We start from the raw sequence: 13,464 nt of genomic DNA on the forward strand, positions 1-13,464 counted from the left end.
TTTTATGTAGTTCACCGATTTTAACATAATGCTACGGATTATAACTATTCTCTATAAAAGAAAAATAATAGTATACTTATCACAAGACAGTTAAAAATGATTTTACCCTACAAAAAAGCAGACGAAAGTCTGCTTTTTTAAAATAAAAATTGAGGTTACTGTACTTTTATGATCTTAGTTTCATCGATATGGTATGCTTTTATCACGGCATTGTAATCGTTGAAGTTAACTTTGTTGGCACTGCTTTGTTTGTTTCCGAAATAGCCCGGCACTATTACTACCCTGAATACTTGTCCTAATCGGTATGACGTTGATACATTGGCTAAATCAAATCCATCCATATACACATTAGTATCAAAACGGGTGAAATCAAAGTTGTATTCGAAGTCCAGGGTCCCATCATCAAAGAAGAAGGTTTCCGGTTGGAGTTTCCAGATGTCTTCGCCTTGGAAGATTCCTGATAAACGGTATACTAGAACCATATCCGAAGTGTAAATTTGGTGTGGATAGGTTAATATTTGACTGAATCCGTTGCCGGTGGTAAAGTTTACGTTGCCGTATTCAAATACTTCACTGATGGTGTCATTGTCGACAATTGGTGCCGGATCGTTATTGGTAGAGCAACTCTGTAACGTTATCATCCCGATAAAGGCTACAATTATGGTCAAATTTTTCATGGTTTTTACTTTTAATGTTACTGTTGTAAAGTTCTATTCAATAGCTGTGCCAAAAATTGTTTTTAACATAACTTTTGCACAATCAAAATATCATTATCTTTGATAATCCCTTACGGACAGTGGGAATATGCCTTTTAACTTAACTTCATTTTTTTTCAATGGGAAGAAACAATCCGAAAAATATTAAAGCTCATAATGATAAACTTCACAAAGCACAGGACAAAGCTAAGGCTCAAAAGGCTGAACGTGCTGAAAAACTCAAAGCCATTATGAAAAAGTTTAATGAAGGTAACACATCTCAGTAGTATGGGCAGTTGTTATTGTGGTTCTTCCCGTTCTTTTGAAGATTGTTGCCAGCCTTATATAATTGGCACTGAAAAAGCGCCTACGGCTGAAGCTTTAATGCGCTCCCGTTATAGTGCTTATGCTACAGGAGCGGCTGATTATTTGGTGGCTACCACTCACCTATCTACCCGAAAATTTCATAAGAAAGCGGATATTCTAGCCTGGAGTAAAAGCAACCAATGGGTTAAATTGGAAGTACTTGCGGTTACTGAAACTACCGTAACTTTTAAAGCCTATTATTTAGATGATCGCTTGCAGGCTCAAATTCACCATGAGCATTCTACTTTTGTTTTTGAAAACGGGAGTTGGTATTATGTGGATGGGCGTTATTAGCCTATTAAAATTTCTGCACCAGTAGTAGTATACCTCATTGTCATTTTCCGCTTGAAAAAACAAAAAGAAAAGGTAGTGTCATTGCCTAGTTTATAGCCTTGTTATGGCAATGTATGGCACTCTGTTGGTATCGTTATGGCACTTTGTGGCACTCTAGCGGCAATCTAGAAGCAATCTAGAAGCAATCTAGAGGCAATCTAGAAGCAATCTAGAGGCAATCTAGAGGCAATCTAGAGACTAAGTAGAAGCTATGGTAAAAAACGGTTACTTGGACTTGATCGGAATCCATACTTCTTCTTCTGAATCGGGGCTGTTGTGTTGGTACTTAGCGCCGAGGATTTCAAAATGCGGGCGGTGGTCTAAGCTATAGCTCGAAGCCGGTAGCCACTCAGTAAAAATAGACCGGAAGAACGGTTCAGCGTTGGCTGGAATGCCTTTGTAGCAAAACACGGCATATAACCCTTCGGGGATGAGCAGCATTTCCATACCCTGAGGAACAGTAGTGTTTGGGTTTACCGGTACGGAGGCCCATTTGGTAAACTGGGTATGCATTCCAAAATCAAAGTTGATGGGATATACCTGCGCGCTGTATAACTCTTCCCCCAGCCTATTGGTTATTTCGTGGCGGCGCGGCATAAAGCTTTGCCACATAGCAACGGACAAATCATTGGCAAAGGTCATGGTTTGGCTTTTACCGATTAGGGTTGTGGCGGGGTGGGATTTGATTATTGGTTTCATAGCATGTGTCAATCTATAACAAACATATCAAAAATAATATTTTGATTAATCAACTGTTGATAGTCCTTGAGTAAATATAAGAAATTACCAATTGTTTTTATATCTTTGGATATATTGAGAGCTTTACTTAATTATGTTATTTATGAAAAAAATTATTTTATTTCTCTTTTGTTCTAGTGCTGTTTTTGCCACAGATATAAAAACAAAAGCGACACCGAAGGAGGTACTTGTATATACCAATGGTGCTCAAATTACTTCGGATGTTTCGGTTAGTATTCCTAAAGGTAATACAATCCTCAGAATAACCGATGTATCACAGTTTATAATTCAAAACACAATTCAACTGAGTGGTTTGAAAGATGTATCGATACTGTCTATAGGATATGAAGTAAATTTTTTTCCGAAAAGAGAACTATCCGAAAAAATAAAAAGCTTAAGTACACAAATTAGTGTTAAGCAGCGTGAAATAGCAATTTTGCAGAATACTATTAAAGGGCTTGAAGAAGAGGAGTCTATTTTATCATTGAATAAAAACTTGAGCAGTAGCCAACAAGCGGTTTCACTGGAGAAAATTTTATCACACTCTAAACATTACAGAGAACGCATTCCGGTTATTAAAATGGAGATTTATGATACGAATCAGAAAATAATAGTATTGAATTCTGATTTATCAGCCATGCAACAAGAGTTTCAAAAAATGACCCGAGATGCCTATGAGCAAAAAGGAGAAATTATTGTGAAACTGGACAATAATGGTGAGACTACTGCATTGAATATACTATTGAAATACATCGTAACTAATGCCGGCTGGACACCTTTCTATGAAATCAAAGCCAAAAACTCTAAAGATGCTCTGCAGTTTGCCTATAAAGCACAAGTTTACCAAAATACCGGTGATGATTGGAATGATGTGAAACTGATATTATCTACCGGAAATCCAAATTACACCAATGACAAACCTAAATTAGAGCCACAATACTTGAACTTTGTGAATCCGTATACTTATCAAGACTTTAAAGATAAAGAAAGACAAAATTATACCTACAACCCAATGGTAAAAGAAGTAAGCGGCATAGTTACTGATAAATCAGGGCCAATCCCGGGGGTGAACGTAATTTTGAAAGGCACCAATACCGGTACGCAAACCGATTTTAACGGAAGGTATACTTTAAAGGTTGCTAATGGGAAAGAATTGGAATACAGTTTTGTAGGTATGGAAAGTATCACCTTGCCCGTATACAGCAGTACTATTAATGTAGCGATGAAAGACAGTGCCGTTTTACTGGAAAGTGTAGTTATCACGGGCTATGCTAAAAAGGCTGACCGTACAGAAGATGATGAAGTTAAACAAGAAGATATGATTACCGGAACAGGAGATGAAAAAGAAATTATTATGAATACGGTTTCCTTTAAAATCAAAAAGAACTACACTATACCTTCGCTTGACACACCGTCTATTATAGAGATAGACAATTTCACGATTCCAGCTGAGTTTGAATATTATTCAGCTCCTGTACTAAGTGAAAATGTATTCTTAACTGCCAAAGTAAAAGATTGGAACAAATATGATTTATTACCAGGCGATGCCAGCATTTATACTGAAGGAAGCTATGCCGGAACTACCTATATCAATCCTTATCAGACCGAAGAAGAATTGGTTATCTCTATGGGTGTTGACAGTAATTTAATCATTGAGCGCAAACAATTAAACAACACTAAAGACAAGTCGTTTTTGGGAGGCACAAGAATTATAGACCGTAACTACGAAATAACATTAAGAAATAATAAATCAACTGATGTTGCGGTAAAGATTTATGATAGAATTCCAATAAGTGAAAACAAAGAAATCAAAGTAGAGAAAGAAAATACAGATGGAGCAACTTACGATGAAAAAACGGGTATATTATACTGGCAAGTAACGCTAAGTCCAAAACAAGCCCTAAAAAAGCAATTGGCCTATCAAGTCAAATATCCCAAAAATAAAAAGATAAATTTGTAAATAAAAAACCTCACAGTGATGTGAGGTTTTTTATTATCTGTAATTGACACTCTGATTACATATTTCTTCTGTACTGTCCTCCTACTTCAAACAGTCCGGCTGTTATTTGCCCGAGGGAGCAATACTTGGTGGCATCCATCAATACTTCAAAGATGTTTTCGTTGTTGATGGCCGCATTTTGCAGTGCAGCAATTTGCTCATCTTCTTTGTCCTGATAAGCTTTATGTAAGTTGTGTAATGTTTTGATTTGTTCTTGTTTTTCTTCTTCGGTTGCGCGAATTACTTCGGCCGGTAAAACGGTTGGTGAGCCTTTTGAACTCAGGAACGTATTAACCCCAATGATTGGAAATTCTCCGGTATGTTTCAGGGTTTCGTAGTACAAACTTTCCTCTTGAATTTTACTTCTTTGGTACATGGTTTCCATAGCGCCTAATACACCGCCACGTTCTGTGATACGGTCGAATTCCTGTAGTACGGCATCTTCTACTAAGTCGGTCAACTCCTCTATGATAAATGATCCTTGTATTGGGTTTTCGTTTTTGGCTAACCCTAATTCTTTGTTGATAATTAACTGTATAGCCATGGCTCGACGAACTGATTCCTCAGTTGGCGTTGTAATGGCTTCGTCATACGCATTGGTGTGTAGCGAATTACAGTTATCATAAATGGCGTACAACGCTTGTAACGTGGTACGGATATCATTAAAATCGATTTCCTGCGCATGCAACGAGCGTCCTGAGGTTTGGATGTGGTATTTCAACATCTGAGCTCTTTCGTTGGCGTTGTATTTGTTTTTCATGGCTTTGGCCCAAATCTTACGTGCTACACGACCAATTACGGCATACTCCGGATCGATACCATTGGAGAAAAAGAATGATAAGTTGGGCCCGAAGTCGTTGATGTTCATGCCACGGCTTAAATAGTATTCCACATAAGTGAACCCGTTAGCCAAGGTAAACGCCAACTGTGTAATCGGGTTAGCTCCAGCCTCAGCAATGTGGTAGCCGGAGATAGACACCGAATAGAAATTACGCACATTCTTATCGATAAAATATTCTTGTACGTCACCCATTAAACGGAGTGCGAATTCGGTTGAGAAGATACACGTATTTTGTGCTTGGTCTTCTTTTAAAATATCTGCTTGTACGGTACCACGAACTTGGGTTAACGTCTTTACTTTAATATCTTGGTACACATCAAGTGGCAGCACTTGGTCACCGGTAACTCCCAATAACATCAAGCCTAGACCATTGTTACCGTGTGGTAGTTCACCGTTGTATTTTGGACGAGCTAAACCTTTCTTTTTGAAGATTTCATTGATTTTTTCTTCAACCTCTACTTGCAGGTTGTTCTCTATGATGTACTTTTCACAGTTTTGGTCGATGGCGGCATTCATAAAGAACCCTAACAACATAGGAGCCGGCCCGTTGATGGTCATGGATACCGAAGTCATTGGATGTGTTAAATCGAAACCGGAATATAATTTCTTGGCATCGTCTAGACAGCAGATTGACACTCCGGCGTTTCCGATTTTACCGTAAATATCCGGACGCAAATCAGGGTCGTTACCGTATAAGGTCACACTATCGAAAGCCGTAGACAAACGTTTAGCGGGTAACCCGGCGCTTACATAGTGGAAACGCTTGTTGGTTCTTTCCGGTCCGCCTTCACCGGCAAACATACGAGATGGGTCTTCGCCTTCGCGTTTGAACGGATATAGTCCGGACGCAAACGGGAATTCACCCGGTACGTTTTCCTGTAAGTTCCATTTCAGGATGTCGCCCCAAGCTTGGTATTTGGGTAAGGCTACCTTTGGGATTTGGCTGTGGGATAAACTTTCGGTGTGGGTTTGGATTTTGATTTCCTTGTCGCGCACTTTAAAGCTGTATACCGGATTTTTATATTTGTTTACTTTGTCGTTCCAAGTGAGAATTACTTCCCAATTAAACGGATCTAAGTTCATTTTAACGCGGTCAAATTCTTTAACTAATAAGTTTAAGAATTCTTTGTTATCACTACTAGGGTTTAAACTGTTAGTATCAATTCCAGCTCTGTCAATCTTAATCGATTTTTTGTTTACCGACTCGATGGTTTTGTAGATGCCGTATAACTTTTGAGCTACCTCAACTTGTGTTAAAACTGTTTCATCGTACTTGCGATTGTTCTCGGCAATTTCGGATAAATAGCGTGTTCTGTGGGGTGGAATTACGAATATCTTTTCGCTCATTTCGCGGGTGATTTCGAAGGTCGATTTTAAATCGGCTCCCGTTTTCTCCACTACTTTATCCATGATTCTTTTGTAGAGCGTGTTCATGCCCGGGTCGTTGAACTGCGAGGCGATGGTACCGAATACCGGCATCTCATCCGGATTGACGTCCCACAAATTATGGTTGCGTTGGTATTGCTTTTTCACATCGCGCAGGGCATCTAACGCACCGCGTTTATCGAATTTGTTTAGGGCTACCAAATCGGCAAAATCCAACATATCAATTTTTTCTAATTGGGTGGCCGCACCAAACTCGGGTGTCATTACATATAACGAAACATCCGAATGGTCCATGATTTCGGTATCACTTTGACCAATCCCTGAAGTTTCCAGTATGATGATGTCATACTTCGCTGCTTTCAAGACCTGAATGGCTTCGTTTACATATTTAGACAAGGCCAAATTGGATTGACGGGTTGCCAACGAACGCATGTAAACTCTAGGGTTATTGATAGCGTTCATACGAATACGGTCACCCAGCAAAGCCCCTCCAGTCTTACGTTTTGACGGGTCAACGGATATTAATCCGATAGTTTTTTCTGGGAAATCGATTAGAAATCTTCTGACCAATTCATCTACCAAAGACGATTTACCTGCTCCACCCGTTCCGGTGATTCCTAAAACAGGGATATGAGTAGTTTCATTTTTCTTGTGGATTGCCTCGAGAGTATCTTTGGCTATATCGGGGAAATTCTCAGCTGCTGAAATGACGCGGGCAATGGCTGTTGGATTCTTTTCTTCCAGATGGTTGATTTCACCATTCAAAGCATCGCCTACCGGGTAATCGGATTGCATTACCAAGTCGTTAATCATGCCTTGTAATCCCATGGCGCGACCGTCATCCGGAGAATAGATGCGGGTGATTCCGTATTCGTGTAGTTCTGAAATCTCAGAAGGCAGGATAACCCCTCCGCCTCCGCCAAAAATCTTGATGTGACCGGCGCCTTTTTCCTTTAATAAATCGTGCATGTATTTGAAATACTCATTGTGTCCTCCTTGGTAGGAAGTCATGGCAATGGCATTGGCATCTTCTTGTATAGCAGTATTTACTACCTCTTCAACACTACGGTCGTGGCCTAAGTGAATTACTTCGACACCGGTGGCTTGAATGATACGTCGCATGATGTTGATAGCGGCATCGTGACCGTCAAAAAGAGAAGCGGCAGTTACAATTCGGACTTTATTTTTTGGAATATAAGGGATTTGTGGTTCCATATTGCGGATATGATAATTTTAGTGCCGCAATTTACGGAATAAATAAAAATTATTAGGCACACCCTTGGCATAATTTTTGGGAAGTTTAGGCAAAAATTAACACGGTGCTATAAAGCATTTTTTACCTTTGACCTTTAACTATTTATCTTATGAAAAAGTTCCTATCTATTACATTTGGCTTTGCCTTATCCTTTGTTTTGTTGAGTTGTGCCGAAATGCAGCAAATGGCCAATCAGTTTCCTGAATTAAATCCGAATGGCCCGATTGACATTGCCGGCGGATTAAAAGAAGCACTGAACAACGGTATTTCTAAACAAGTTACCAAGTTGACTGCTGTTGACGGTTTTTACAAAAATGAAATGGTTAAGATTTTATTGCCTGAAGAATTGCAGAAAGTTGACAAAGCCTTACGAAAAGTAGGTTTGAGTTCCTTGGCCGATGACGGTATCAAAATGTTGAACCGAGCTGCCGAAGACGCTACTAAAGAAGCGACTCCGATATTTGTAGATGCAGTAAAAAACATGAGTTTTAATGATGCCAAAGGTATTTTGATGGGGAATGAGAGTTCGGCCACGACTTATTTGCAAACTACTACCACTAGTCCGCTTTATGCCAAATTTAATCCGGTGATTAAAAATTCGTTTGCCAAAGTGGGAGCAGATAAAGTTTGGACCAACATTATTACCAAATACAACAGTCTGCCATTGGTAAAAAAAGTGAATCCTGATTTGACTGATTATACTACCAACAAAGCTTTGGAAGGCGTGTATAAAATGATAGCGGTAGAGGAAAAAAACATCCGAACCAACTTAAGTTCGAGAACATCAACCTTGTTGCAAAAAGTGTTTGCGATGCAGGACAAAAAATAGCTTCAAATTTTTAGAAATCAATAACATAAGTATAACATAACCTTAACATCAGAAGCTAAATTCCCGCTGTATCTTTGTAGTGTAATAAATTTGGTTTTTTATTATTTTGGTTAGGGTTAGTTTAAAAATGCCGGTGTCTTAGAGCTCCGGCATTTTTTATATAATACTTTGATGGATTTTTTTGAAGTACGCGAAAGCTTTCAGTAAGCGACTACCATACCAGGAAAACATTTCACCATCTACAAAAATGGTTTTGGCGTGATGCGTATAACGCCCTAGTTCAAAGGCATGCTCATCATTGAACGGAAAAGGTTCTGAAGACAGCAACACCAAATCAGGATCGCCTTGTATTCGCATTTTCTGGATGATTACTTCGGGATACCTACCTTTGTATTTAGCTACGCTCCGTTCGGCTCCGCCTCGGGTGTCGTTGTTTTCGTAGATATTTTCGAATTTGTTTAACTTCAATAATTCGTTGATAAACGTATCGCCTCCTGCCACCATATAAGGATTGGCCCAAATAAAATAGGCTACTTTATTGATGGGTTTATCTTTGATGAATTGTTGGAAATCGGCTAAGGCAAAATTGATTTTGTCAATCCATTTTTGGGCTTCTGTACGCTTATTGAACAACACCCCAAAATCGGCTATCATTTGTTGATTGTCTTCAATAGAAATAATATTGGTTACCCAAACCGGACAAATTTTGGACAACTCCTCTACTATTTCGGGTGTATTCTCCTCTTTGTTGGCAATGATGATATCGGGTTGCAGCAAGCGGATTTTCTCGTAGTGTACTTTTTTGGTTCCGCCGACTATCTTTTTGGTTAATTTGAAATGAAACGGGTGCACACAAAACTTGGTAATTCCGATGATACTTTCTTCTAAGCCCAAATCATATAACAATTCTGTTTGTGAGGGCACCAGAGAAACAATTCGTTTGGGTGTTGTGGCAAAAGAATGGGAAATACCCAGTTGGTCAGTAAACGTTTTCAAGTGGATTAGGATTTCATAATGACAGCCATTTCTTGCTGTACTTTTAGGGCTTCCGCTCTTGCTTTCTCGGCAAAATCAGTTCCGTTACCGGCATAAATAATGGCTCTTGAAGAATTGATTAGCAAACCAATATCCTCATTCATTCCGTAACTGCAAACCTCATAAAGATTACCTCCTTGAGCACCTAGTCCGGGCACTAGGAGAAAACTATTGGGAATTATTTTCCTGATTTCGGCAAAATATTCGGCTTTAGTGGCTCCTACCACATACATCAGGTTTTGGGAGTTCTTCCAGGTTTTGGAGGTTTTGATAACTGTTTTATAGAGTTCTTCTCCTTCTACGTTTTTGGTTTGAAAATCGAAAGCCCCTTCGTTGGACGTTAGTGCCAGCATGATGGTGTGCTTGTGGTCAAAAGCCAGAAACGGTTCGACAGAATCTTTACCCATATATGGCGCTACCGTGATGCTGTCAAAATTCAAATCCTCCAGAAACGCTTTGGCATACATAGCAGAAGTATTTCCGATATCGCCTCGCTTGGCATCCGCAATGGTGAATATTTCGGGATGTTTAGTATTGAGGTATTCAATGGTTTTTTGCAAGGATTGCCAACCTTTTAGACCATAAGCTTCATAGAAAGCTGTGTTGGGTTTAAAGGCTACACATAAATCATGCGTGGCGTCAATTATGGCTTTGTTGAATTCGAAAATCGGGTCTTCCAGTTGCAGCAGATGCTGTGGGATTTTGGTCAAATCGACATCGAGACCGATGCAAAGGAAGGATTGTTTTTGGCGGATTTGTTGTGTGAGTTGTAGTGTAGTCATTTTTAGTAGTTGTGTGGCGCAAAGTTACAAACTAGAAGTTGAAATGTGCAAATTTTATAACATTCCCCGAAAATTATGTAACCCGTTGGAGCCGGAACTAAAATATCTTTGTAAAGCAAACGATAAGTACTTCATACATGTCATTTAGCTAATAATAAAAAGTTGGGGTTAGAGAGAAAGAAAAAGCCGTATGCCATACGGCTTTTTTGATGGAATATTTTTGTTACATTTACCAGTAATAAACCCAAATTCGTTTTTATGAAAATCTTCATTAAATTTGATTTCAATGCTGTTTGCCGAAAAGTATTGGAAGAAAAGCTTACCAAACATCAAATAAAACACCGAATATTAGGCTTTGGTGAGGTAGAACTCTTGGAGAAAGTTTCGGAAGCAAAATTTGCTGAACTTACCGAGGAACTTAAAGAATACGGCATTGACATTATAGAGAATCAAAAAAGCATTTTGGTTCAAAAAATAAAAGATACTATTATTGAAATGATTCACAACTCAGAATTAGTAAATGTCAAAAGCTCTGTTTATCTTGCCGAAAAGCTGAGTCACAGCTATGGCTATTTGTCTAATTTGTTTTCGGATGTCACTTATACCTCTATTGAGAATTATATCATTTTGCAAAAAATTGAATATGCCAAGCAACTGATTGTAAGCAGTGATTTGAGTTTGACTGAGATTGCTTTCCAACTCAATTATTCGAGCGTGGCCCATTTGAGCACTCAGTTTAAAAATGTAACCGGCATTACGCCATCGGCTTTTCAGCGCATCATTGCTAAAAGAAGAGAAATTGCTAATAAAAGATAAACTTTATGGATAAGGAATATATACACATCATTCTGGCTGACGACGACGAGGACGACCGATTATTTTTTACCGATGCCTTTGAGGAATTGAAAATTAACACGCGGGTTAATACTTTTAATGACGGGGTGGAATTGATGGATTATTTGAACTCTCCTGACGCTGATTTGCCCAATGTGTTGTTTCTCGATTTGAACATGCCTAAGAAAAACGGGATTGAATGTTTACACGAAATAAAGAAAAATGACAAATTTAATGACATTGCTATTGCTATTTTCTCTACTTCATCCTCCGAAGAGCATATAGAGGAAACCTTTGTTAGCGGTGCCAATATTTATATCAAAAAGCCGAGTGATTTTACCACGCTCAAAAAAGTCCTTTCGGATGTGGTCACTATTAACTGGCAATACTATACCTCGGGATTGAATAAGGATAATTTTTTATTACGAATATAAAAGCTATGAAACTCCATTCGTTTTATAAATCACCGATATTCTTAAAAAGCCTTTTTGTAGTTTCCATTTTTGCTATATTTTTTATTTCGGCTGTTACTTTTAAGCATATCAATTTACTTAACGATTCCGCTCGACGGGTAAAACATTCCTATGATGTTAACTTAGAATTAGAGCGTTTATTTTCTTATTTGAAAGATTCGGAAACCGGTCAACGTGGTTTTTTAATTACTAAGGACTCTACTTTTTTAGTTCCTTATATTAATGCTAAAAAGAAAATAGACCATTCCTTTACCATTGTCAAAGAATACACTAAAAAAGACCCTGCGCAGGAAGACAATGTTAGAAAATTACAATTCTACATCAACAAGAGGCAAAACTATCTTTCGATTGCCTTACACCTTTCTTTGCAAAAGCCATTAAACGATCCCAGTCTAAAACGCGAACTCCTTGTTGGAAAAGAAACCATGGACAGTGTTCGCAGTCAAATCAACCAGATGATTCTTTTGGAGAAAAAAGCACTGAAAGGAAGAGATAAGCGTTATAATGAAACTATCAAAGTCACGCCGGTTTTCATTTATGTGACCTTATTAATCACGCTGCTACTCATTTCGATTTCTTATATTCGGATTAACCGTGATTTAGAAAAAATGCAAGTGTCAAACAACCGCTTGACGGTATTGAATGAGTCCAGCAATTTGGCTGAAATTGTGGGTAATTTTGGCAGTTGGCAATTCAATATTGATAACGACGAGTATACTTTTTCGGACAACATCTACCGATTGCTGGGTTGTGAACCTCAGTCTTTTAAGGAAGGTCAGAATGATTTTGTAAAATTTGTACATGATGAAGACTTACATTATTTTGAAGGCATAACCTCCAATCGATTGAAAGAGAATGATCTTCCTGCTTTTACCTATCGTGTTATTCGGAAAGACAATCAGCGGCGCTATTTCAGAACTACAGGTCGAATTGTGACTAACAAATCTGGTAACAACATTTTAATTGGCACCACTAGTGATGTGACGGATGAGGTTTTGGCTTCTTTATCATTAGAGCAACAAAATATAGAGCTCGAAGCCAGTAACAAGGAGCTTTTGGCTTTTAATTATGTGGCGAGTCATGATTTGCAGGAACCATTGCGCAAAATTCAAACTTTTATTTCGCGTCTTTCTGAAAAAGAATCCGAGCATCTAACAGATAACGGAAAAGAATATATCACCCGAATTCATGCTTCGGTAGACCGAATGCGCATATTGATTGATGATTTGCTACAATATTCACGGGCCAATAAAACCGAGAAGATTTTTGAGAAAGTGAATTTGAATGATTTATTGGAAAATGCGAAGTTTGATTTGGCACAATCTATAGAAGAGAAAAATGCCACGATAAAAAGCGATACCTTGCCAACGATGACGGTTATTCCGTTTCAGATTCAGCAGTTGTTCATTAATCTTATCGGAAACTCATTGAAATACAGCCGAGAGAAAGTAAAACCAAAAATTAAGATTACTTACCAAAAAGTTAGTGCTTTTGAGGAGGCTTTAATTCCTAAAAACACCAAAGACAAATTTTGTAAAATTACTTTTGAAGACAACGGAATTGGTTTTGAGCAGGAATATGCCGAGAAAATCTTTATTCTATTTAACCGCCTGCACAACAAAAACGAATATGCCGGCACCGGAATTGGACTGGCCATTTGTAAAAAAATTGTTGAAAATCACCGAGGCTACATTTTTGCGGAAGGGAAACCTAACAAAGGAGCTGTCTTTACCATCTACCTTTCGGAAGATTGCTAAGCCATTCCATTTTAAATAAAAAAACAAATCCTATGCACACCATAGGATTTTTTTGTGCCTGTAATGGAAATTGTATAACAAATAGAAAAATTGATGTAACACAACTTTATCCCTTGCATCGCAACTTTGTATTGTATTATA

Annotated in this window: 12 protein-coding genes; 7 read left to right on the forward strand and 5 right to left on the reverse strand. The window is 38.4% G+C overall.

Annotated elements, in window-relative coordinates:
* Window positions 1–155: 155 nt before the first annotated feature.
* Window positions 156–677 carry a hypothetical protein gene (locus tag GUU89_RS12965; RefSeq protein ID WP_162128314.1) on the reverse strand — a complete coding sequence of 174 codons (522 nt, stop codon included), beginning with the start codon at window positions 675–677 and terminating at the stop codon, window positions 156–158.
* A gap of 158 nt (window positions 678–835) precedes the next feature.
* Between GUU89_RS12965 and GUU89_RS14830 the strand changes: the two genes are divergently transcribed.
* Window positions 836–982 (forward strand): hypothetical protein, encoded by a 147-nt coding sequence (locus GUU89_RS14830; RefSeq protein WP_202924460.1) that lies wholly within the window; start codon window positions 836–838, stop codon window positions 980–982.
* Window positions 960–1,355, forward strand: a complete 396-nt coding sequence (locus GUU89_RS12970) for a YchJ family protein (RefSeq protein ID WP_235922048.1) — start codon at window positions 960–962, stop codon at window positions 1,353–1,355. The genes GUU89_RS14830 and GUU89_RS12970 overlap by 23 nt, the downstream gene beginning before the upstream one ends.
* A gap of 264 nt (window positions 1,356–1,619) precedes the next feature.
* Here the strand turns inward: GUU89_RS12970 and GUU89_RS12975 are convergent, their stop codons facing one another.
* Window positions 1,620–2,093, reverse strand: a complete 474-nt coding sequence (locus tag GUU89_RS12975; RefSeq protein WP_162128315.1) for a GyrI-like domain-containing protein — start codon at window positions 2,091–2,093, stop codon at window positions 1,620–1,622.
* Between the two features lie 142 nt (window positions 2,094–2,235).
* Between GUU89_RS12975 and GUU89_RS12980 the strand changes: the two genes are divergently transcribed.
* Window positions 2,236–4,092 (forward strand): mucoidy inhibitor MuiA family protein, encoded by a 1,857-nt coding sequence (locus tag GUU89_RS12980; RefSeq protein WP_162128316.1) that lies wholly within the window; start codon window positions 2,236–2,238, stop codon window positions 4,090–4,092.
* A gap of 55 nt (window positions 4,093–4,147) precedes the next feature.
* Here GUU89_RS12980 and GUU89_RS12985 read toward each other — a convergent pair whose 3' ends face one another.
* Window positions 4,148–7,573, reverse strand: a complete 3,426-nt coding sequence (locus tag GUU89_RS12985) for a methylmalonyl-CoA mutase family protein (RefSeq protein WP_162128317.1) — start codon at window positions 7,571–7,573, stop codon at window positions 4,148–4,150.
* Between the two features lie 149 nt (window positions 7,574–7,722).
* Between GUU89_RS12985 and GUU89_RS12990 the strand changes: the two genes are divergently transcribed.
* Window positions 7,723–8,442: a DUF4197 domain-containing protein gene (locus GUU89_RS12990; RefSeq protein ID WP_162128318.1), complete on the forward strand. Its 720-nt coding sequence runs from the start codon at window positions 7,723–7,725 to the stop codon at window positions 8,440–8,442.
* Between the two features lie 156 nt (window positions 8,443–8,598).
* Here GUU89_RS12990 and GUU89_RS12995 read toward each other — a convergent pair whose 3' ends face one another.
* Together GUU89_RS12995 and pyrF are read right to left on the reverse strand one after the other, a co-directional pair.
* Window positions 8,599–9,438: an ABC transporter substrate-binding protein gene (locus GUU89_RS12995; RefSeq protein ID WP_162128319.1), complete on the reverse strand. Its 840-nt coding sequence runs from the start codon at window positions 9,436–9,438 to the stop codon at window positions 8,599–8,601.
* Window positions 9,439–9,443: 5 nt separating this feature from the next.
* Window positions 9,444–10,259, reverse strand: coding sequence for an orotidine-5'-phosphate decarboxylase (gene pyrF, locus GUU89_RS13000; protein WP_162128320.1), 816 nt, complete (start codon window positions 10,257–10,259; stop codon window positions 9,444–9,446).
* 258 nt (window positions 10,260–10,517) lie between these two features.
* Between pyrF and GUU89_RS13005 the strand changes: the two genes are divergently transcribed.
* The 3 genes from GUU89_RS13005 to GUU89_RS13015 are packed head-to-tail and all read left to right on the forward strand — an operon-like array spanning window position 10,518 to window position 13,323.
* On the forward strand, window positions 10,518–11,075 hold the full coding sequence (locus GUU89_RS13005) for a helix-turn-helix domain-containing protein (RefSeq protein ID WP_162128321.1): 558 nt from the start codon (window positions 10,518–10,520) through the stop codon (window positions 11,073–11,075).
* 5 nt (window positions 11,076–11,080) lie between these two features.
* On the forward strand, window positions 11,081–11,527 hold the full coding sequence (locus GUU89_RS13010; protein ID WP_162128322.1) for a response regulator: 447 nt from the start codon (window positions 11,081–11,083) through the stop codon (window positions 11,525–11,527).
* A gap of 5 nt (window positions 11,528–11,532) precedes the next feature.
* Window positions 11,533–13,323, forward strand: a complete 1,791-nt coding sequence (locus GUU89_RS13015; protein ID WP_162128323.1) for a CHASE3 domain-containing protein — start codon at window positions 11,533–11,535, stop codon at window positions 13,321–13,323.
* Window positions 13,324–13,464: the final 141 nt, after the last annotated feature.

The sequence above is a fragment of the Flavobacterium phycosphaerae genome (assembly GCF_010119235.1).
Lineage (GTDB): Bacteria > Bacteroidota > Bacteroidia > Flavobacteriales > Flavobacteriaceae > Flavobacterium > Flavobacterium phycosphaerae.

What these genes read in the sequence shown, in the direction of transcription:
- GUU89_RS13015 (WP_162128323.1), top strand. Translation starts at nt 11,533, where the DNA reads ATGAAACTCCATTCGTTTTATAAATCACCGATATTCTTAAAAAGCCTT.
- GUU89_RS13005 (WP_162128321.1), top strand. Translation starts at nt 10,518, where the DNA reads ATGAAAATCTTCATTAAATTTGATTTCAATGCTGTTTGCCGAAAAGTA.
- GUU89_RS12990 (WP_162128318.1), top strand. Translation starts at nt 7,723, where the DNA reads ATGAAAAAGTTCCTATCTATTACATTTGGCTTTGCCTTATCCTTTGTT.
- GUU89_RS12970 (WP_235922048.1), top strand. Translation starts at nt 960, where the DNA reads ATGAAGGTAACACATCTCAGTAGTATGGGCAGTTGTTATTGTGGTTCT.
- GUU89_RS14830 (WP_202924460.1), top strand. Translation starts at nt 836, where the DNA reads ATGGGAAGAAACAATCCGAAAAATATTAAAGCTCATAATGATAAACTT.
- GUU89_RS12965 (WP_162128314.1), bottom strand. Translation starts at nt 677, where the DNA reads ATGAAAAATTTGACCATAATTGTAGCCTTTATCGGGATGATAACGTTA.
- GUU89_RS12980 (WP_162128316.1), top strand. Translation starts at nt 2,236, where the DNA reads ATGAAAAAAATTATTTTATTTCTCTTTTGTTCTAGTGCTGTTTTTGCC.
- GUU89_RS13010 (WP_162128322.1), top strand. Translation starts at nt 11,081, where the DNA reads ATGGATAAGGAATATATACACATCATTCTGGCTGACGACGACGAGGAC.
- GUU89_RS12985 (WP_162128317.1), bottom strand. Translation starts at nt 7,573, where the DNA reads ATGGAACCACAAATCCCTTATATTCCAAAAAATAAAGTCCGAATTGTA.
- pyrF (WP_162128320.1), bottom strand. Translation starts at nt 10,259, where the DNA reads ATGACTACACTACAACTCACACAACAAATCCGCCAAAAACAATCCTTC.
- GUU89_RS12975 (WP_162128315.1), bottom strand. Translation starts at nt 2,093, where the DNA reads ATGAAACCAATAATCAAATCCCACCCCGCCACAACCCTAATCGGTAAA.